The 22520-nt window shown below is 34.1% G+C and carries 17 protein-coding genes; 14 read left to right on the top strand and 3 right to left on the bottom strand.

What is annotated here, in order from left to right; genetic code table 11:
* Position 1 precedes the first annotated feature (1 nt).
* The 9 genes from MYRA21_RS04435 (at position 2) to MYRA21_RS04395 (ending at position 12584) form a co-directional block, all read left to right on the top strand.
* Positions 2-2437 carry an ABC transporter permease gene (locus MYRA21_RS04435; protein ID WP_006259794.1) on the top strand — a complete coding sequence of 812 codons (2436 nt, stop codon included), beginning with the start codon at positions 2-4 and terminating at the stop codon, positions 2435-2437.
* A gap of 1 nt (position 2438) precedes the next feature.
* Positions 2439-4892, top strand: coding sequence for an ABC transporter permease (locus MYRA21_RS04430; protein ID WP_006259793.1), 2454 nt, complete (start codon positions 2439-2441; stop codon positions 4890-4892).
* A gap of 19 nt (positions 4893-4911) precedes the next feature.
* Positions 4912-5742 carry a GIN domain-containing protein gene (locus MYRA21_RS04425; RefSeq protein ID WP_006259792.1) on the top strand — a complete coding sequence of 277 codons (831 nt, stop codon included), beginning with the start codon at positions 4912-4914 and terminating at the stop codon, positions 5740-5742.
* 103 nt (positions 5743-5845) lie between these two features.
* Positions 5846-8272, top strand: coding sequence for an ABC transporter permease (locus MYRA21_RS04420; protein WP_006259791.1), 2427 nt, complete (start codon positions 5846-5848; stop codon positions 8270-8272).
* Positions 8265-9560, top strand: a complete 1296-nt coding sequence (locus tag MYRA21_RS04415) for a TolC family protein (RefSeq protein WP_039328643.1) — start codon at positions 8265-8267, stop codon at positions 9558-9560. Before MYRA21_RS04420 ends, MYRA21_RS04415 begins: the two co-directional genes overlap by 8 nt.
* A gap of 117 nt (positions 9561-9677) precedes the next feature.
* The gene (locus tag MYRA21_RS04410; RefSeq protein WP_006259789.1) at positions 9678-10808 is read left to right on the top strand and encodes an Mrp/NBP35 family ATP-binding protein; all 1131 of its coding nucleotides are present in this window, start codon (positions 9678-9680) and stop codon (positions 10806-10808) included.
* A gap of 21 nt (positions 10809-10829) precedes the next feature.
* A complete protein-coding gene (locus MYRA21_RS04405; RefSeq protein ID WP_006259788.1) occupies positions 10830-11069 on the top strand; it encodes a NifU family protein in 240 nt (79 codons plus the stop codon).
* Between the two features lie 118 nt (positions 11070-11187).
* Positions 11188-12240: an NAD(P)/FAD-dependent oxidoreductase gene (locus MYRA21_RS04400; RefSeq protein ID WP_006259787.1), complete on the top strand. Its 1053-nt coding sequence runs from the start codon at positions 11188-11190 to the stop codon at positions 12238-12240.
* Between the two features lie 2 nt (positions 12241-12242).
* The gene (locus MYRA21_RS04395) at positions 12243-12584 is read left to right on the top strand and encodes a 2Fe-2S iron-sulfur cluster-binding protein (RefSeq protein WP_006259786.1); all 342 of its coding nucleotides are present in this window, start codon (positions 12243-12245) and stop codon (positions 12582-12584) included.
* Between the two features lie 156 nt (positions 12585-12740).
* Here MYRA21_RS04395 and MYRA21_RS04390 read toward each other — a convergent pair whose 3' ends face one another.
* Both MYRA21_RS04390 and MYRA21_RS04385 read right to left on the bottom strand, forming a co-directional pair.
* The gene (locus MYRA21_RS04390; protein WP_006259785.1) at positions 12741-13439 is read right to left on the bottom strand and encodes a DedA family protein; all 699 of its coding nucleotides are present in this window, start codon (positions 13437-13439) and stop codon (positions 12741-12743) included.
* Between the two features lie 21 nt (positions 13440-13460).
* The gene (locus tag MYRA21_RS04385) at positions 13461-14705 is read right to left on the bottom strand and encodes a dicarboxylate/amino acid:cation symporter (protein ID WP_036494238.1); all 1245 of its coding nucleotides are present in this window, start codon (positions 14703-14705) and stop codon (positions 13461-13463) included.
* Positions 14706-15009: 304 nt separating this feature from the next.
* Here MYRA21_RS04385 and MYRA21_RS04380 point away from each other — a divergent pair, with 304 nt between their 5' ends.
* The 5 genes from MYRA21_RS04380 (at position 15010) to MYRA21_RS04360 (ending at position 21224) form a co-directional block, all read left to right on the top strand.
* Complete coding sequence (locus tag MYRA21_RS04380) at positions 15010-16911, top strand: S9 family peptidase (protein ID WP_006259783.1); 1902 nt, start codon at positions 15010-15012, stop codon at positions 16909-16911.
* Between the two features lie 239 nt (positions 16912-17150).
* Positions 17151-17966 (top strand): hypothetical protein, encoded by an 816-nt coding sequence (locus tag MYRA21_RS04375; protein ID WP_006259782.1) that lies wholly within the window; start codon positions 17151-17153, stop codon positions 17964-17966.
* A 503-nt stretch (positions 17967-18469) separates the two neighbouring features.
* On the top strand, positions 18470-19669 hold the full coding sequence (locus MYRA21_RS04370) for an aminopeptidase C (RefSeq protein WP_006259781.1): 1200 nt from the start codon (positions 18470-18472) through the stop codon (positions 19667-19669).
* 20 nt (positions 19670-19689) lie between these two features.
* Complete coding sequence (locus MYRA21_RS04365) at positions 19690-20520, top strand: mechanosensitive ion channel family protein (protein ID WP_006259780.1); 831 nt, start codon at positions 19690-19692, stop codon at positions 20518-20520.
* 116 nt (positions 20521-20636) lie between these two features.
* Entirely contained in the window at positions 20637-21224 is a 588-nt protein-coding gene (locus MYRA21_RS04360; RefSeq protein ID WP_006259779.1) for a type 1 glutamine amidotransferase family protein, read from the top strand.
* A gap of 218 nt (positions 21225-21442) precedes the next feature.
* Here the strand turns inward: MYRA21_RS04360 and dusB are convergent, their stop codons facing one another.
* Positions 21443-22435, bottom strand: a complete 993-nt coding sequence (gene dusB, locus MYRA21_RS04355) for a tRNA dihydrouridine synthase DusB (RefSeq protein ID WP_006266762.1) — start codon at positions 22433-22435, stop codon at positions 21443-21445.
* Positions 22436-22520: the final 85 nt, after the last annotated feature.

Here is a 22520-nt window from a genome sequence, read left to right as displayed (position 1 = left end):
TATGATAAAAAACTGGTTAAAGATTTATTGGTACAATACGATGAAACACAAGATGTATTTCTTGTTGACAGTCATAGGGTTGGCGATAGGATTATCAGCTGTGATTATTTCGTATTTATATTATACTGAAGAGATGTCTTATGATACTTGGCACAAGGATAGTGATCGTGTATTTATGGTAGAGACTAAGTTTAGTGAAGAGGAAGGCTGGCCATCATTATCTTATCCTTATGGAGAGGTTTTAAAGGATATTTCAGATCGTGTAGAAACTTATAGTTATTTAGATGCTCATTATCAGGGAGGTGTAGTGTTGATCAATGGAGAGGCTAAAGTTTTTGAAAAAGCTAGTTTTGGGCAATCAGCGTTTTTTGACGTATTCCCTTTTGAGATTGTACAAGGAAATAAAATAAAACCTTTTGATGGACCTAATCAGGTATTTATCAAGGATACTTATGTGAAATATCTATTTAAAGATGAAGAACCTGTAGGGCAAGTAATTCTTTTGTGGGGAAAGACATTTACAGTAAAAGGAGTTTATAAGGAAGCAGAAACACTGAGTTCTATAAATCCTAATATGGTATTTAATGTTTTGGACGAACGAGTAGAAAATGCTATAGGTAGTAATGGTTGGGGAAATTATAGTTCAGCACTTTGGATTAAATTAAAAAGTCCAGAGTCAAAAGAGTTGATAGAGAAACAATTATTAAGTATATACGACGAAAAAGTGATTGCTCCTGTAGCAAAAAGCAAAGGACTCACGATAGAGGAACTAAAAAAAGAAAAAGATTATGTATTGACATTTTATTTACATGATTTAAAAGGACAACGGTTAGTTAATTCGAATCAAAAAAACGCTTTGCCAGAAGGAATAGCGAATAGAAATAGAATTTATATTGCTATAGGTCTTTCAAGTCTTATCATGTTATTGTCAGTATTTAATTATATCAATATTACTACAGTACAAGTAATGAATAGGGGTAAAGAGTTAGGTGTACGCAAAGTATTAGGAGCTAATAAAGCAAGTACAATGCTGCAAAACTATTTTGAGTCAGCTGTAACAGTACTTATATCTATTATCATTTCTTTAGTTATAGTTGAATATGCTCTTCCTAGTCTGAGAGTGTTTTTTAAAGCTAAATTGTTGTTTAATGTTTTGGAATTTGTGCCTCAGGTTTTATTGTTTCTAATAACTGTAATTTTTTTAGTGGGAACAGTGCCTGCGTTCTATATTTCTAGTTTTAAAACAATAGAAGTTTTAAAAGGAAATATAAAAAGAAGTAAGAAAGGAGTTTGGTTTAAGAATACATTACTAACAGTTCAGTTTATCGTTGCTTGTTTTTTTATCATCGGTTCTTTGATTGTTAATCAACAAGTGAATTATATGCTTAACAAGGATTTAGGTTATAATGCAAATCAGATAGTAGGGGTACCGTATAACCTTAAAAGAGATCTTGTAGAGAATACTCTACCTATCTATAAAAGACTAAAAGCAGATATTCTTAAAATAAAAGGAGTTGAGGGGGCAAGTGCGTGGTCATTGGCAATAGGCGGAAAAAATTATTCGTCTGTAGGATATTCTTATCAAGGCAAACAAATACAGGCAGGTGTAGCAGCTATGGATGATGATTTTTTAAAACTATTTGATATTAAATTAAAAGAAGGAAGAGCACTGTCTCAAGATTTTGCTTCTGATAGTATAAAAAATGTATTGCTAAATGAAAAGGCAATAACAATGATGGGTATTACTGACAATGCTTTAGGAAAAGAATTTGAATGGAATGAAGAGAAAGTTACTATTGTTGGGGTTGTAAAGGATTTTAATTTGTTTGGATTGCATGAAGATTATCGTCCAATGATATTTATGTCATTAGATTTTGAACAAGGATGGGGGAGCAATATGAATGAGATGTCTATTAAGATAAATACGGAGAATGTTAAAGAGACGATGGAAGCTATAGAACAGGTTTGGAAAAAACATAATATCTCTGATTCACCTTTTACTTATGAGTTCGTAGATAAGCGTTTTGCACAGAGTTTTGAACGGTCTTTACAAGAGCGCAAAGTATTTTTAGTCTTGAATTTATTGGTTGTTTTTATTGCTCTTTTTGGATTGTATAGTTTGGCATCATTTACGATTAACTCTAGGTTAAAAGAAGTTGCTATACGCAAAGTATTAGGTGCGAGACCTAAAGATCTGATACAGAAGTTAACAGGGCAGTACATTGTGTTTTGTTTAATAGGTTTTGGAATAGCTGTATTTCCCAGTTATTACTTCTTGAATAAATGGTTAAGTGATTATGCTTTTAGAATAGAGATGAGTGTATGGCCATTTATATTTTGTTTTGTCATCATTATAATATTGACATTACTAATTGTTATAAGTCGTGCTTTTAAAGCCACTAGAGTAGATGTATTAAAGTATATCAAATACGAATAGTATGATAAAGAACTGGTTAAAAATATATTGGTCTAATGTGCTGAAGAATAAAGTCTATTTTATTCTAACATTAGTAAGTTTAGGAGTGGGTTTTGCCTCTGTTATCTTGTCATTCGTGCATTACAGAGAAGAGTCATCTTATGATCAGGCGAATCCGAATAAGGATAATATTTTCACAGTAGAGTCTATTCTGAATGCAGATACGAGTTGGATGAAGTTACCATATCCTTTTGGTTCTAAGTTAAAAGAAGAGTCTTCACATATCATTGATTATACTTATTTGGATAATTATTATGGAGGTGGGACAATGACTGTAGATGGGGTGAAAAAAGGTGTAGAAAAGGTAGGATATGTAAAGTCTAACATCTTTGACTTTTTTCCTTATGAGATTGTAAAAGGAGATAAGAATAAGCCATTTAATGGGCCGAATACTGCTGTTATTACTGATGAGTATGCTAAGCAATTATTCAATGAAGAAGATCCGATAGGTAAATCTTTTGAATACAATAAGGATACATATGTAGTAAGTGCTGTGTATAAACTAGGGAAGAACAGGAATTCAATAATGGCAAATATACTGGTTAATGCAGTTGATCAATATGAGAAAGAGGGAATAGAGCAATGGGGTAATTATAACTCAACTATTTGGTTAAAGTTAGACGATGCTAAGTATACTACCGAAGTGGAAGGGCTAATAAAGGATATCTTGATTAAGCAAGTGTATGTATCGCTAGCGAAGGATGAAGGATTGAGTCTTGAGGAGTATATGAAAAAAGAAGAAGGTGTGACACTGGAGGAGTTTAAGAATCTAAAAAATAAAGGATATAAACTACATGTCTTAGCAACACAAAGAATGCAGAATAACTCTGACTTAAATGGTACTCCTGAGGGAGCAACTAATGTTGGGAGATTGAATATCATGATAGGCCTTTCTTTATTGATATTAGTATTATCTGTATTTAATTATATCAACTTAAGCACTGCCCAAGCGATAGGTCGTACACGAGAAGTTGGAATTAGAAAGACATTAGGTGCGACTAAGAAGAATTTGATATTACAAGGGTTATTTGAGGCTCTAGTTACCTCTATACTAGCTTGTATTATTGCTTTTGTATTGATTGAGTTTACGATGCCATGGTTAAAAGTATTCTTAGATTCACAGATGGAAATAGAAGTATTTTATATACTACCATGGTTGCTATTGTTCATTGTGATTATTGTTTTATTAGTAGGTATTATTCCTGCTTTATTTACTGCTAGTTTTAAAACGTTAGAAGTTCTGAAAGGAGAAGTAAATAAGAGTAAGAAAGGTAAGACATTAAAGAACGTCATGTTAATAGTACAGTTTACGGTGGCTTGTTTCTTTATGGTTGGAAGTTATATTGTATATGGGCAAGTAACTTATATGTTAAATAAGGATCTTGGGTTTAAAGGAGATCAAGTGGTAGTCATTCCTTTCATTAGTAAAGGTCCTTATGAGGAGAAGATTAATATATATCAATCTCTGAAAGAGGAGATCACAAGGCTCAATGGAGTAGAGAATATGTCTATCGCTTCGATCAGTATAGGGAGTAGTTATGGTAGTTCTTCAGGTTTTATACATAATGGAAATAGAATACAGGGTATTAATGTAGGAATGGACTATAACTATCTAAATACTTTAGATATAAAGCTGAAAGAGGGAAGAGGTTTATCACCTGAATTTGCGACTGACTCTATCTCTAATATATTGATTAATGAACGTACTGCCTATGAAATGAAAGAAGAGCATCCTATAGGAAAAACAATAGAGTGGAACGGTAATAAGCTGACAATAGTAGGTGTGGTAAAGGACTTTAATCTATATGGTCTTAAATCTAACTATGCTCCTCTAGTCTTCTTTAGTTTAAAAACAATTCCTTGGGTGGGATTAAATAGTAGACAGATTACAGTCAAGGTTAAAGGTGATAATGTTGAGAAGACAATGAATGAAATAGCGAAGATATGGGCGAACAGGGATATCTCTGACGAGCCTTTTAGTTATGAGTTTTTAGATAAGCAATATGCAAAGACATTTAATAATGTAAAGAAAGAGAGAGATATTTTCTTAACACTAAATGGAATAGTTGTGTTTATTGCTTTGTTTGGATTGTATAGTTTGGCTTCTTTTAATATTAATAACCGCCTAAAAGAAGTAGCTATTCGCAAGGTGCTGGGGGCTAGTTCCTCTAGCTTATTAAAACAATTGTCTGTACAGTATGTAGTGATGTGTCTAGTAGGTTTTGGTATTGCTATATTCCCTAGTTATTATTTCTTAAACAAATGGTTGAGTGATTATGCTTTTAGAATTGATATTAGTGTAGAACCATTTATCATTTGCTTGATTGTGATACTAATATTAACAGGCGTAGTTGTGTTCTTAAAGGCATGGTCAGCAACAAAGATCAATGTACTGAAATATATAAAATATGAATAACCATAAAACAAATTTAAATATGAAAAAAATAGTAATGTTCTTCTTATTAGTAGGAGGAAGTGTGTTCGCACAATCAAAAGAAACGCGTCAAGTTAGTGATTTTAAATCTGTAAAAGCTTCTCAAGGAATAGAAGTGAACTTTACTTATGGAGGAGCTAAGAGTGTAGTAGTGGAAGTAGAGAAATCTGAGAATATGAAAGATGTCAAGACAGAAACGACAATTACTGGAGGGTTAGATATCTTCATTGATCAAAAAACTAATAAAAAATGGAAGAACGGTATCAATATTAGAGATTTTGGAAAAGTAGTAGTTACTATAAATAACCCTAGTTTAGAAGAGGTAAGGTTGTCTTCTTCTGCTAAGTTTAACTTATTGAACAAAGCTGTTGCTAAATCATTTGATGTAAAAACGAGTAGTTCAGCAAGGTTTAGAGGAGAGTTAGTACAAGCAGATAACCTATCTATAGAGGCAAGTTCTTCTTCTAAAATAGAAGGTAGTTTTGAGGTGACAAAGAAATCATCTGCAAGTGTTAGTTCTTCAGCAAGTGTAGATATTTCATTAAAGACTAAAACTGGGGACTTCGGAGCTAGTAGCTCTGCTAGGTTGAGTTTATCTGGGAATGCTGATTCTGTGAGCGCTTCTGCTTCTAGTAGTGGTTCTATTAAAGGATCTAGCTTTACAACTAAAACACTAGAAGGTAAAGCTAGCTCATCAGGTTCTATGGTGTTTAATGTAACTGAGGAGGTATCTGGTAGAGCGAGTTCTTCAGGACGTGTTCAATATACAGGAGGAGCTAAGATAGTTAGTTCAAATACTTCGTCTTCAGGACAAGTGAAAAATATAGATTAATTCTTATAGCTTCTAGACTAGTGATAGATATGTTTATAATGACTATCTATCACTTATCTTAGGATATATGCATTGGGCAGTGTAATACTTCATCCGAATACTTATGATTAATAATTGGTTTAAATTATACCTGAAACATTTCTGGAAGAATAAGGTGGTTTCAATTCTAAATATTTTAGGATTAGCTGTTGGTATGACAGCTGTTATACTTGTATTGTTGTTTTGGCATAACGAGCATAGTTATAATCACTGGAACCCTTTTAAAGAGAGAGTTTATGAAGTTGAAGGAACATCAGAGTCTTTCTTTAAGAATTGGTTTCCTGCACCTGTAGCTAACAATTTAGACAAGTTATCAGATATTGTAGAGGCATATAATTTTAGCTTTACATTTGACGATATTTCAAGTGTTGAGGTGGATGGACGTAAGGAATTTCTCTATGATATTGATGAAAAGCAAGCTAATTTTTTTGAATTCTTTCCTTTCGAGACTATTTATGGTAGCGCAGAAGAATATAAGACGAATTATAAAGATGCTTTAGCAATAGATATAGACCAATCGGAGCGTTTGTTTGGTAAAGGTATTGATCCAATAGGAAAGACAGTTATATTGGAAAATGGAAAGGTATTGTCTATTCGTTTTGTTTATCGTATTCCTGGAAATAGTTCAGTTAATTTTAAAGGGTTGACTTCATTCGTTACGGAAGATCAGATTGCCAATAATAAAGAGAATAACTGGGGAGATCATAATTACACTCTATTACTCAAGTTAAAAGAAGGCGTTCAGATTAAAGATGTCCAAGAACGTATAAGAGATGTGATTTATGACGATGTCTTCCAGATGTATATGAAGAAGGAGTCCATGACTTTAGAAGAGGTGAAGAAGAACTTTAATGCTAATGCTATACTTAATTTTAATTCATTAGATACAATTCATTTAAACCCAATTTCAAAAGGGTTAGGAGGAGGACCAGCAGCTTCTAAGGTATTGAATATAATGATGACATCTTCTGTGTTATTGCTAATGTTGAGTATTATAAATGCAGTTAATTTAGCTTTAGTAAACAGTTTTAAACGTGCAAAAGAAATTGGTATAAGAAAGGCAATTGGTGTTACAAGATGGCAACTATTTCTACAGTTTATCTTCGAATCTATTATTTGCGTATTACTAGCTTTAGTGATTGCCTTAGTGCTTGTTGAGATATTGTTACCCTATTTTAATTTGTTGGTTAATAGAACTATGCCCTTCCATGTTTGGGTATTTACTTTGCCTATTTTAGGAATTGTCTTAGGAGTTGTTTTATTATCTGGTACATTACCAAGCTTGTTCTTATTGTCGTTTGATACATTAAAAGTGTTGAAAGGAAATTATTTAAGAGGAAAAGCGGGTGTTAGTCTTCGAAATATGTTTCTGATTCTACAATTTGTAATCGCCTTTTTCTTTTTGTCAACGGCTGTTTTTATAGATAAACAGGTAGAGCATATTCTTCAAGAGGATTTAGGTTTTGATGGAGATCAGGTTGTTAATATTAATTTTAAAATTAAAGATATTCAGAGGCGAAATGATCTTTACTATGATATTGAGTCTGATTTAAAAAAGATTAAAGGAGTAAAAGAAGTAACACTTCATTCAATGGTTATTGGAGGTGGGTATAATAGTGCTTCAGGAAATAGAATAGGAGAAGCTTCTGTACAAAGTAACAACGTTCCTGTAGGATATGATTTTTTGAAAGTATTTGATGGAGAATTGAAAGAAGGACGTTTTTTTGATCGTAGTTTGGCGACAGATAGTATTAGTAAAGTTGTTGTTAACGAAACATTTAAATCAACTTTTAATTTTTCAGATGGAATACTAGGAAAAAAGATTAAATGGAATGGAAAAGAGTTTGAAGTTATTGGTGTTGTAAAAGATATGAAGGTAGAAGGGGTTAGTCAGAGTACTAATCCTGTAACTTATTTTATGCCTAATTCAGTGGATTGGTTTTATCATTTAACAGATCATATAGCGGTAAAAATAGATACTAACAATACGCAAATAACCTTACAAGCTTTAGAAGAGTTTTGGAATAAGAGAATTGATTCTACCTATCCAATACAATACAAATTTGTCAATGAAGACTTTGCTAAAAGTTACCAAAAGACGTTATATCAACGTACATTATTTGTGTGTTTGATGGGGGTATCAGTATTTATAGCCTTGTTCGGTTTGATGGCAATCGTGTCCTTTAGTATTGAAAGTAAATTAAAAGAAATTGCTATTCGAAAAGTGCTAGGAGCAAACTCAATTAGTTTGATTCTGAAATTATCTGTGCGTTTTGTTATGTATTGTCTAATTGGATTTATCCTATCTATTTACCCGGTGATTTATGTGATGAATATATGGTTGGAGGACTTTGTTTATCGTATTTCGATTACCGTGTTACCATTTGTTATTGCTTTTGTAAGCTTAATGCTTTTTTCAATGTTGTTAGTGTTTTGGAAGGCTTATAAAGCGACACGTATTGATGTTTTAAAATATATAAAGTATGAGTAAGAGTTGGTGTTTAGTATTGACTATTTTGTTTAGTATTGCAGGAGTAGCTCAAGAGCAGTGGACTTTGGAGGACTGTGTAGAAAAAGGAAAAGAGAATAGTTTAAGATTGATGGTGTCTGCTTTAGAGACTAAAGTTGCTGAAAGTAGAAAGCAAAGTGTGGCTTCTTATTATTTGCCCGATATAGGGGTGAACGGGGCACAGTCTTATAATTTTGGATCTGCTATTGATCCTGTTACGAATAGTCGTGTGAGTTCTAATATTCAGTCTACAAGAGCTTCATTAGATGCTGGAGTTACATTATTTGACTTTAGTAATTTTATACAATACAAGAAAGATAACCTAGCTATTGATTATGCTAAATTAGAGAATGAAGAAGTCTTATTTCAATATCAGACTGCTATTCTTGAGTTATTTTATGAGATTATAGGTTCACAGTCTTTTTTAGAAATACAACAACAACAATTAATTAACAGTAAGGCTAACTTAGAGCGTGTACAGAAAGAAGTAGAAGCTGGTGCCAAACCTAAAAGTGATTTCTATGATATAGAATACATCTATCACAGTGAGACTATTAGTATAGAGCAGACAGAGAATACTTTATTGAATCAGAAACTAAAGCTACTTCATTTATTAAATATAGAAGATTTAGGAGTGAATGAGTTTAGTGTGGTACAAAAGGAGGAATCTATAGCACAAATAGAAGGATATGAGTTTAATCCAACACTAGAAAAAACTAGACTGAAACAACAAGTTTTAGAACAAGAGAAGAAACTGATTAAGTCTAAGAATTTACCTCGATTAGTTGGGAATTATCAATATGGTTCTTTCTATTCTAAGCCGTTTAATAGTTATATAGAATTGCGCACTAATTCTTTCTCAAAACAGATGGGAGATAACAAGAGTCAGTACGTTAGTTTTGGATTGAGTATACCAGTTTTTCAAGGTGGAAATATACGTAGACAAGTAAGAGTGAAAAATGAAGAAATACGTTTGAATACCTTGCAAATAAAGGAGAGTGAAGTTAATCTAAACAATCAAATTACAGAGCTAAAAGCAGAAATTGCACAGTTAGAAAATATCGCAAAACAGCTTCAAAAAAGTATTGAGCTATCAGAGAAATCATTCAGTACAACACAAGCAAAGTATGAGAATGGAAAGGTTGATATTTTCTCATTTAATGCTTCAAAAAATCAATTATTGAACTCTCAATTTGCTTTGATTAAGAACGCTTATAATCGTTCTTTTATGGAAAACAAGCTTAAACTTTTCAATACAAATACACTATAAATATTAGTTATAACATTATTTGTATTTAGAATATATTAACATTAAAAGTTCAAATATTCCCACTATATTTGCGTTAGTCAGAATTTATATTAAATTGTTGAAAACGAATCGCATATAATGAAATTAGATAGAAAAGAAATCCTTAAGGCTTTAGAGAGCATTTCTCTAGCTGGAGAAGGAAAAAATATGGTGGAGAGTGGAGCTGTAAGTAATGTAATGACTTTCGGAGACGAAGTAGTAGTGGACTTAGTACTTAGTACACCAGCTTTACACATTAAGAAAAGAGCAGAAGTTGACGTGATGAAAGTAATTCACGATCAAGTATATGACAAGGCGAAAGTAAAAGTAAATATAAAAGTAGAGGCTCCTGAAAAGCCTGAGATTAAAGGAAAAGCTATTCCTGGTATTAAAAACATTGTTGCTATCTCTTCTGGTAAGGGGGGAGTAGGTAAATCTACAGTTACTGCTAATTTAGCTGCTAGTTTAGCTAATATGGGCTTTAAAGTAGGAGTGTTAGATGCAGATATCTATGGACCATCTATGCCAATCATGTTTGATGTAGAAGGAGCTAAACCTATTTCAGTAGAAGTAGAAGGACGTTCTAAGATGAAGCCTGTATCATCGTATGGAGTAGAGATCCTTTCTATCGGATTCTTTACAAAAGGAGACCAAGCAATAATCTGGAGAGGACCTATGGCTGCAAAAGCATTAAATCAAATGATTTTTGATGCAGACTGGGGAGAACTAGACTTCTTATTATTAGACTTACCTCCTGGTACAGGAGATATTCACTTATCTATTATGCAGTCTCTTCCTATTACAGGGGCTGTAGTGGTATCTACACCACAAGCAGTAGCGCTAGCTGATGCTAAAAAAGGAGTATCAATGTTTATGTCAGAGAGTATCAATGTTCCTGTATTAGGTATCGTTGAGAATATGGCGTATTTCACTCCAGAAGAATTACCAAATAACAAATACTATATCTTCGGTGAGAATGGTGCTAAGAACTTAGCAGCAGACTTAGATGTTCCTTTCTTAGGAGAAGTACCTATCGTACAGAGTATCCGTGAGGCTGGTGATTATGGTCGTCCAGCAGCATTACAAAACGATACTATCATCGCAAAGGTATTCGAAGATTTAAGCAGAAATGTAGTAGAACAAGTAGTGTTGAGAAATGAGTCATTACCTGCTACTGAAGCTATCAAAATTACAACTATGGCAGGATGTTCATCAGTTGCTAAAAAATAAGACTTAATACAAGAAAAATATATGGCATCACAAACTATAAAACAGAATGTAGAAAAGGCGTTAGATGAGATCCGTCCATTTTTACAAGCAGATGGTGGAGATATCACTCTTATTGATATTCAAGATGACAAAGTTGTACAAGTTCGCTTAGAAGGCGCTTGCACGGCTTGTAGTGTTAATCAAATGACCTTAAGTGCTGGAGTAGAGACTACGATTAAAAAGTATGCTCCAGAGATCGAATCTGTAGTTAATGTGGGATAAAAATAACATAGTCAATCTTGAGTAATTGAAGGCTTTATTAGCACTAGTTACTTAAGATTGACTTTTATCATTTTTAATAAATTTCGCAAAGGATACCTTTGCACTAAAGAACTACATCATGATTGAGACCGATATAATAATTATTGGAGCGGGCCCTACTGGTCTGTTCGCTGTATTCGAAGCAGGATTATTAAAACTAAAATGCCATCTTATCGATGGACTTCCACAACCAGGAGGACAGTTAACAGAATTGTATCCTAAGAAGCCAATCTTTGATATTCCAGGATATCCTAGCGTTGGAGCTGGTGAGCTAGTAGATAATTTAATGGAACAAATAAAGCAGTTTCAACCTGGCTTTACATTAAATGAAGTAGCGGAGAATATTGAGAAGTTAGAAGATGGTACGTTTATCGTGACAACTAACAAGGGGACAAAACATCATGGTAAAGCAGTTGCTATCGCTGGTGGTTTAGGATCTTTCGAACCTCGTAAACCAGAGATAGAGAATCTTGCATTCTATGAAGATAAAGGAGTAGAATACTTCGTTAAAAAACCAGAAATGTTCGCTGGTAAGAAAATAGTTATTGCTGGTGGGGGTGACTCTGCTCTAGATTGGAGTATTTTCTTAGCAGATGTAGCTGCTGAAGTAAGTCTGGTACATAGACGTAATGAATTCCGTGGAGCATTAGACTCTGTAGAGAAAGTACAGGTTCTTAAAGACCAAGGAAAGATTAATATGTTAACTCCAGGCGAAGTTGTTGAGTTAAAAGGAGCAGATAAATTAGAAGCGGTTGTCGTAGATATCGATGGAGAGAAACGCGAAATAGCTTGTGATTATTTTATTCCATTATTTGGTTTAACACCTAAGTTAGGACCTATTGCAGATTGGGGATTAGAGATTGAAAAGAATGCTATTAAGGTTAATAATGCATTAGATTATCAAACAAACATACCTGGTATTTACGCGATTGGTGATATCAATACTTACCCAGGTAAGTTAAAATTAATTCTATGTGGATTCCACGAAGCTACTTTGATGTGTCAGAGTGTGTTCAATATGTTGAATCCAGGTAAGAAATTTGTATTAAAATATACTACTGTATCAGGTATCAACGGATTCGATGGTACACGTAAAGAAGCAGAAAAAGCAGTAGTGAAATCTATAGACTAGTTATGGCTGAGGATATAAAAGTAACCATTATCGATCGCGAAGGAGAGACTCATGTTATAGATGCCCCAACGGATATGGGGATGAATATGATGGAAGTTGTTCGTGCTTATGAACTAGCAGAAGACGGTACATTCGGTATATGCGGAGGTATGTTGATGTGTGCTTCTTGTCAATGCTATATGATTAATGGAGATGAAGTGGAATTACCAGAGAAGGGTGATGAAGAAGACGCATTGTTAGATTCGGATGCTCGTAATGTTAAACCTACTAGTAGACTAAGTTGTCAGATACCTGTAGATGAGAAGGTAGAAGGATTAGTCTTCGAAATCGCACCAATAGGATAGAATAGAGATTTAATATATCTTAATAAAATAAGGCTTGTATCGTACGATACAAGCCTTATTTTATGGTTTCATGTAAGAGACCTTTTCTTATTAAAAGTAGCTGTAAAGGATTAAAAAAAGGAAGTAAAGTACAACATACTTTACTTCCTTTATATATTATATCTCTTCGCTTTCTTCTTTATCCTTCTTCTTGCTTTTAATCACTTTCATTACGATAGGTAATGTAGTCACTAATACTAAGAATAAGATAATGTATTCGATGTAGTGTTTTAAGTCTATATCATAGCTGTCTAATAACCATACTTGTAGGTAGTGACCTGCAAAGATTAATGTAGTAGCCCATAAGAAAGAACTGATCACATTGTATAGCATGAACCTCTTGATGTCCATGTGTACAATACCTGCTATAATAGGAGCGAATGTTCTTACTACTGGTAAGAAACGAGCGAATATAATTGCTCTTCCTCCATGTCTTTCGAAGAATACCTTAGATTCGTATAAGTATTTCTTCTTGTAGATAAAGTTGTCTTTGACATTGTAGAGATAGTTTCCACTCTTTTTACCGAACCAATACCCAAAACTGTTACCGAGGATACCTGCCAAGGCGACTAGAGTAGATAATAAGGCTACATTTAAGAAGTCACTTTCTATCGGTACTACTTCAGCCATTAGAGCTGTACTGTATATCCCTGATAAGAAAAGTAAACTATCTCCTGGTAAAAAGAAACCTGCGAATAAGCCTGTCTCTGCAAATACAATAAATAATACGACATATATACCTATTGAATGTCCTGCTATCTGTAAGTTTATATAGAATTCAGGGTTTATAAGTTGTGCTATTGAAAATTCGTCCATAGTGCTTTTATGTTCTGTAATCTAACTTAATTGTTTAGTTTGTTCATTGTTTGTTTCAAATTTATCTATCGCAGCAGTTGATAAAGCATTTCCTAATACATTAGTCATACTTCTTCCCATATCACAGAAGTGATCGATCGGTAAAATAAACGCAATTCCTTCTGGCGGGATATTAAACATAGCACATGTAGCTACGATAACGATTAGTGAAGCACGAGGTACTCCTGCTACACCTTTACTTGTTACCATTAGGACTAACAGCATCAAGATTTGATCTGCTAGGCTCATATGTACATCATATATCTGAGCAATGAAGATAGAAGCGAATGTTAGATACATCATACTTCCATCTAGATTAAATGAGTACCCCAAAGGTAAGGTAAATGATACGATTTTTGGAGAACATCCGTAAGCTTTTAATTGCTCTACTAATTTTGGGAATACTGCCTCGCTACTAGTTGTAGAGAAGGCGATTAGTAGAGGCTCTTTGATTGCTTTTAACAGTCTCCATACATCTTTACCGATGATCAAGTAACCAACTAAGATTAAGACTGCCCATAAAACAGCCAATCCTGATGCGAAGGCTAATAGATACTTACCATACGTTAAGAAAATAGAAAGACCGTATAGTGCTACTGCACTTGCGATAGCTCCTAATACCCCTAGAGGTGCAGTCCACATGATATAAGTTACCATCTTTAAGACTACCTCTGATATTTTGTCAAATAATTTGATTACTGATTTTCCTTTTTTACCTAATGTAGATAGCGCGATTCCAAAGAATACTGAGAACACTACTATCTGAAGAATTTCATTATGGGCAAAGGCTTCGAATATACTTTTTGGAATTAAGTGTTCTACGAATGATTGTAAGCTTAATGAATCAGTTTTAGTTAGTAAGTCACTAGCTCCTGAGACATTGTTTAAATCAAAGTTAGCTCCGATACCTGGCTTGAACCAGTTCACTAATACTAAACCTATCGTTAGAGAGACTAGTGAAGCAGTGATGAACCATCCCATTGCTTTAGCACCTACTCTTCCTACCATACTCATATCTCCCATTTTGGCGATACCTACTACTAGGGTACAGAATACTAGTGGAGCAATAATCATCTGTACTAAACGGATGAAGATAGTACCTAATAATTTAATGTTTTCTGCAAATCCTAATTTGTATTCTGGGAATGAATAGTGATAAATACTTCCAACGATTACACCAAGTACTAGCGCAATGATGATCGCTATAAAAAGTTTATTGTTTTTCATGTAAATCAAATTTGAGCGTGAAAATACCTCTTTTTTTTTCAAATCAAGACGATTTTAAAAAAAAATAACGTACTATAATGGTGTGAAATTCAATTATTATCGTTTAGGTTGTTTTTTTACTTTTTTATTATCAATAATACTATTAATTAAATCTACGCTCAGTATTATAGAAGTACATTATTTATTAGAGTACACTATTTGTTGTCGTTTGTATAAGAAAGAATGTCTAAACTAAGAGAATTAGTTAACTTTCGAGCAAAATCAAAAGAAAAGCCTATTTTTACGCTTTAATAAAACCCTAACAATGAAAAAAATATTCTTATTTGCTTTAAGCTTAGCGAGTTTATCTGCTTTTTCTCAAGAAGTAATGACTAAAGAGCTTCTGTGGAAATTAGGTAGAGTAAGTCCAGTAGGAGTTACTAAAGATGGTAAAAACTTAATCTACAAAGTAAGCCACGCTAATATGACAGAAGATAAGTTTGATTCTAAGACTTATCAAATTCCTGTAACTGGAGGTACTCCTGTTGAAATTAAGGAATACAAACACTTACTTAATGATAAAAACATTTCTCCTGATGGAAAATTAGTTTTATTCGATGAGGCTGTAAAAATCAATAAAGTATTAGGTAAAGACCTATATCCTACGATGGAGAAGTCTGATGCATATGTATATGACGGATTAGACTATAGACATTGGGATACGTGGAACGATGGTACACATAATCACGTATTATATGCTCCTACAGATAATAAAGAAGCGAAGATAGATATCTTAGGTAACGAACCTTATGATGCACCACAGAAGCCATTCGGTGGAGACGAAGATTATGTATGGACTCCTGATGGTAAAGGTATTGTGTATGTGTCTAAGAAGAAATTCGGTACGGAGTATGCTACAAGTACGAATACTGACTTATACTTATACGACTTAGCGACTAAACAGACTAAGAACTTAACAGAAGAAAATAAAGGATATGATACACATCCTACTTACTCTCCAGAAGGACACCTAACTTGGTTACAGATGAAGCGTGATGGGTATGAGGCTGATAAGAATGATATCATTGTAGACTACAATGGAATCAAAATGAACCTTACTGCAGGATGGGATGGTACTGTAGATAGTTACAGATGGAGTAAAGATGGTAAGAAGATTTACTTTATCGCAGCTGTAGGAGGTACTGTGCAGTTGTTCGAAGTGAACTTCCCTGGTAGAACACGTATCGCTATCAACGTAAGACAAATCACTGATGGTAACTTTGACGTGACGAGTATCGTAGATGTGACAGGAGATGTAGCACTAGTGACTCGTACAGACTTTAACCATGCTTCTGAGGTATATGCTTATAATATGGCTAAGAAGACTTGGAATCAAGTGACTAAAGTGAATAATGACGCTTATTCTAAGATTGCATTGAGCAAGAGTGAGAAGAGAATCGTGAAGACTGTAGACGGTAAAGATATGGTTACTTGGGTAGTATATCCACCTAACTTTGATCCAAACAAAAAATATCCAACATTGTTATATGCACAAGGAGGACCACAGTCAGCATTGTCTCAGTTCTATTCTTTCCGTTGGAACTTCCAATTAATGGCAGCAGAGGGATACATTATAGTAGCTCCTAACCGTAGAGGAATGCCAGGACATGGAGTAGAGTGGAATGAAGCAATCTCTAAAGACTGGGCTGGAAAACCAATGCAAGACTACTTAGCAGCTATTGATGACGTAGCGAAAGAGAAGTATGTAGATAGAGATAGATTAGGAGCTGTAGGAGCTAGTTATGGAGGATATTCAGTATTCTACTTAGCAGGTATCCATGAGAACCGTTTCAAATCGTTTATTTCACACTGTGGAGTATTTGATTTAGTAAGTATGTATGGTACTACAGAAGAGGTATTCTTCCCTAACTTTGATACAGGTGGAGCATACTGGGAAAAAGATAATAAGGATGCTCAGAATGCATACACTAACTTTAACCCTATTAATAATGTAGATAAGTGGAATACGCCTATCCTAATTATCCAAGGTGGTAAAGACTACCGTGTGCCTATTGGACAAGGACAAGAAGCATTCCAAGCTGCTCAATTAAGAGGTGTGAAAAGTAGATTCTTATATTTACCAGATGAAAATCACTGGGTAGTAAGACCACAAAACGCACAAGTATGGCAAGGTGAATTCTTCCGTTGGTTGAAAGAAACGTTGTAATATATAGTATATTAATAGTTAAGAACAGTGTATCTCTGATATCAGAGGTACACTGTTTTTTTATGTCAATATTTTTATTTTATCGTTTCGGTATAATTATTTGATTTATGTTAAAAACCACTTTTAAATATGTGATTAGTATAAAAGTGTGGTTATTTCGATAGTAAAAATGGAATAATTAATTCATCTGTACAAAGTATATGCTTGTTAACTTAAATTTGCATAAAAATAAATTAGCTATGAAAAAGATTATTTTTAGTGCTTTAGCAGCACTTGCATTTGTTGGAGTATCATCATGTAGTTCAGATGATAATAGTACACCTACGACAACAGAACCTAATAAAGTCATTAAGAACATTGAGAAGATAGATGTAGTTGTTTATGAAGATGGAGATAAGGAAGAAGACAAAACGTTTAACCTGAGTTATGCAGCAGATGGTAAACTTACTTCTATTGAATATATTAAACGTAAGAAGGGTGGTAGTATCTTTGAAAATAGTAAAGGAGATATAGCATACGGAAGTAATAAGAAAGTAGAGAAAATCACTACTCCTAAAGAGGTGATATTGATAAAAGATTTATTGGTATACCAAAACTCGGCTTATAAATATGGTAAAGTACTTAAGTATGACAACAAAAAGAATCCATCTGAAATCCTTGCTTATAATAAGGAGATGGAAGAGTATGTAATTAAAATTACGTATGACGACAAACCTTTCTTTGGATTCCACACATTAAGAGCTGCAGGAGTTATTGATTTATTAGATGGTGTTGAATTAAATCTTGCTAGTCCAAGCGTACCAGCAGAGTTAAAAATGGCTAAAGAATTGTTGCCTAATAATAATCCTATTGCTTATACTTATACGAATAAAGATGGAATTGTACTGGATGACTTAAAAATAACTTACTCTTATGACGAGAATAATTATCCTACTAAAACAGTTTTAAAAGGAACTAGACAAATGGATTTTGGTGATTATGTTGATGGTAAATATGTTCCGGATTGGTTGTCTAATGACATAGAAGTTGTAACTACTTATAGTTATTCAAAATAAAATATATGTACTCTTTCTATTAATTGAAAAGAGACTTTATACTATTCAGTTAGTATGTTAAGACAGTGTATTCTAGAATATAGATACACTGTTTTTTTATTATACGACTTTTCGTTTATAAAAGTGATATTTACCTTTCTTATATAGGTTAATCAAAGAATGATTATAGGGTGTTTTTTACCACTTTTTGAGGGGTGGTCGGCTTGTGGTCGGCTTGTGATGGGCATTTGGTCGGCTTAAAAGTACCAAAAATAGCCTATCACTACCCGATCACATTGGGAACATATTGTAATCATAGTAACTATAGCTAAATCTAGAGGAGTGTAATAGTAGGATGTAACGAAAATGAGTTAATGGGGAGTGAGATGGAGTGAAAGAGTGTTAATGAAGTAGTTATTCAGACGATTTTGTATGAATATGCTAAAGAAATGTAGTTTTGTGGTAGAAGGTAAGGCTGTTTAAATCACTTTTTTTATCTTTACGATTCTAACAAACCTAACGATATGTATAAAAATCAATTAAAAGCATGGGTTTTAGCCCTTATGTTGTCGGCTGGATATTCTGTTACTACAGTAGCGCAAGATAACTTAGTAAACTCATTAAAATTAAATGCAAGTGCAAAGAGTAAAGAGCTTTACACGTTTACAGATGTAGTGAATATTGAAAACACTTCTGTGAAAAATCAAGGTTCTTCAGGGACATGTTGGTCTTACTCAGCGAACTCATTTATCGAGTCAGAAATGATGAGAATGGGAAAACGCCCTGTAGAGATTTCTCAGATATTCTCTGCTCGTAATGCATATATCGAAAAAGGAAAAATGTATGTAAGAATGCATGGTGCGGTAACGCTAGGTGATGGTGGTGCGTTTCACGATGTGATGAATATGTATAGAATGTATGGAGCAGTACCTCAGTCTGTATATGATGGACTGAACTATGGTACGACGATTAATAAATTTGGAGAGATGGCTGCGGTACAAGAAGGTATCTTAAAGGCGGTAGTATCTAACCCGAATAGAAAATTAACTCCGAACTGGGAGAAAGCATATACTGCTGCTATAGACGCCTATCTAGGAGAGGCTCCTAAGGAGTTTACATGGGAAGGTAAAAAATATACTCCACAGAGCTTTGCGAAAGAGGTAGTAGGGATTAACGCTGATGATTATGTAGAGATAGGATCAGACCTAAACTACCCTATGTACGAGAAGTTTGTATTATTAGTGCCTGATAACTGGGCTTTTAATCAAGTGTATAATGTACCAATGCAGGAGCTAACTGAGATCATCGATCACGCTGTAAATAACGGATTTACTGTAGCATGGGCTGGTGATGTGAGTGAGAAATACTTTAGCTGGAAAAATGGTGTAGCTTTCGTTCCTGAGAAGGATTGGGAGGATATGTCTGCTGAAGAGAAAGAAGAAATGTTTAACGGACCAAAACCAGAGAGAAAAGTAACTCCTGAGATGCGTCAAGAGGCATTCGATAACTATACGACTACAGATGATCACGGGATGCACATCGTAGGTATCGCTAAAGATCAAAAAGGTAGAGAGTACTATATCATCAAGAACTCTTGGGGAACTACGAATGACTATAAAGGATATATGTATATGAGTAAAGAGTTCGTGAAGTATAAAACAACGGATATCATGATCCATAAAGATGGTATCCCAAAGGGAATCGCTAAGAAAATGAAATTGTAAATAAAAATAAAAAAAATGTTATGGAAAAATTTGCTGGAGGAATAGAGAATATGATTACTAATACTTTGGGAGCTCTACCTAAAATCGGTGTTGGAATATTAATACTAGTTATTGGTAGTTTTATTGTTAAAGCTATTTTAAAAGGATTAGGTCGTCGTTTTGAGAAGCGTGATATGGAGAAGTCTTTAAGGGGATTCTTATTGAGCATTATTAAAGTGGTTTTATATATCTTATTGATATTAACTGCTGCTTCTACTATGGGTATTCAGACGACATCGTTCTTAACGATATTCGCCTCTGCTGGTTTAGCTATTGGTTTAGCGCTTCAGGGGAGTTTATCTAACTTTGCAGGAGGAGTATTAATCTTATTGTTTAAACCTTTTAAGGTTGGGGATTATGTATCTAATACTAGTGGTACAGAAGGTACTATAGATAAGATAGATTTGTTATATACTACTCTAACAGGACCTACTGGATTAAAGATTTTTAGTCCTAATGGGCCTTTAGCCAATTCTGTGATTACTAATTATAGTGATATATCTTCACGTAGATATGACTTCGTAGTAGGTATCTCATATGATACTAATATTAAGACAGCACAGAATGTTATCCAAGAAGCATTAGCGAAGCACAAAGAGGTGAAGCAAGATCCGAAGCCAATCATTTTTGTGAATAGTTTAGCAGATAGCTCTGTAAACTTAAATGTACGTGTATGGATGGATAAAGCTAATTACTGGGATACAGTATTCGCGATTCAGCAGATAGTGAAGAATGCTTTAGATGATGCTAATATCGAGATTCCATTTCCACAGAGAGATATACATGTTATCTCAGATAAAGAAATAAAATAAATAAGAATAGTAGAAAACTCCTTTCAAATCGAAAGGAGTTTTTTTTGCTATGATTTGTAGCGACTGTTTTATTTAAGTTGATACAATATTGCTATATCTTTGAGAAAAAGAAGAAGATGGAAGCAAATCATATTTACATTTACTTATTTGATGGATATTCAGATTGGGAGATTGGATATCTGATGCCTGAATTAATACAAGATAGTCGATACCAGGTATTAACTGTCTCTAATACAGGTGCTGATGTTACTTCGGTAGGAGGGTTAAAGGTTAAGGTAGACTGTAGTCTAGAGGATATAGACATCTCTACACTGAAACTTTTAATACTGCCAGGAGGAGAGATGTGGGAAAAGAGTACAAATAACTTTAATGCTATTGATAGGGTAGTTTATGGGATTTATAAATACCAGTTACCAATAGCTGCTATTTGTGGAGCTACGCTTTATTTAGCTCAGAAAGGTATGCTAGACTACGTGAAGCATACGAGTAATGCCTTGTTCTATATGAAAGGATTTGTACCTACTTATCACGGAGAGAAGAACTATGTAGATCAGCTCGTGGTAAGAGATCAAAATGTAGTAACAGCTAGTGGTATAGGAGCTACAGAGTTTAGTAGAGAAGTGATGAAGGTGCTAGACTTTAACAGTGAATATGTAGATAGATGGTTTCAGTTGTTTAAATATGGTATTTTTCCAGCAGCGTAATACTAACGGAGCCAGAAATGCGTTTATAAACAGAAACCAATAAAAATAGTTCGCTTCAGAGGACATTTTGGTATAGTTAGTGATAACATAATTATGCGCTAGTAATTATGTGAATAATTTCATTTAGTAAGTCTGTGAATCAGAGATTACAGTATAGAAATTGTTTTGAAAAAGAGAAAAAACCACCTATTAATAGGTGGTTTTTTTATGTATAAGATTTACTCTATTACGTAGTCTTTATATTCTTCTGCTATTCTATCGAATAGGGATAATAACTCGATAGGGTCATCAGTAGTCACTAATTTTAAACGATGTGGTTTAAAACCGTGTATTCCTTTAAAGTAATTAGTGTAGTGACGTCTCATCTCTACGATACCTAATCGCTCTCCTTTCCATTCCATAGACCAGATCAAATGATTTTTAGCAGCTTCTAATCTATCCTTGATAGTAGGAGGAGGTAATATCTCTCCTGTGTTAAAAAAGTGCTTGATCTCATCGAATATCCACGGATAACCAATAGCAGCACGACCGATCATCATACCATCTAACCCAAAAGTCTCTTTGTACTCTAAGGCTTTTTGTGGGCTGTCTATATCTCCATTCCCGAAGATAGGAATCTGGATACGTGGATTATTCTTAATGCGCTCTATATGTGTCCAATCAGAATGACCTTTATACATCTGCGCTCTAGTACGTGCATGTATAGTCAATGCCTGAACCCCTACATCTTGTAAGCGTTCTGCTACTTCGTCAATATTGATAGATTCTTCATCCCATCCTAGACGTGTCTTCACTGTCACAGGTAAGTGAGTACTCTGTACTACTGCCTTGGTCAGGCGAATCATCAAGTCAATATCTTTTAGTACACCCGCACCTGCTCCTTTAGATACCACTTTCTTTACAGGACAACCAAAGTTAATATCAACTAAATCTGGCTGTACAGTCTCTACGATTCGAGCAGATTCTGCCATCGCTTCTTCATCACCACCGAATATCTGTATCCCTACAGGGCGTTCATAGTCGAAGATGTCTAATTTCATTTTACTTTTCATCGCATCTCTAATCAGTCCTTCAGAAGAGATAAACTCTGAGTACATTAGATCTGCACCGTGCTTCTTACACAGACGGCGAAAAGGTGGGTCACTAACATCCTCCATTGGAGCTAATAACAATGGGTGATCTGGTAGTTCTATATTGCCTATTTTAATCATATTCGTTCTAGAAATTTGAGGCAAAAGTACGATTTTTTTAGATTTCAGGTTTTTAGTTTTGATATTGTTGTGAAATAGGAAAATT

The organism is Myroides sp. A21, assembly GCF_000807225.1.
Lineage (GTDB): Bacteria > Bacteroidota > Bacteroidia > Flavobacteriales > Flavobacteriaceae > Flavobacterium > Flavobacterium odoratimimum.
This window is presented reverse-complemented; position numbering and strand designations above follow the sequence as displayed.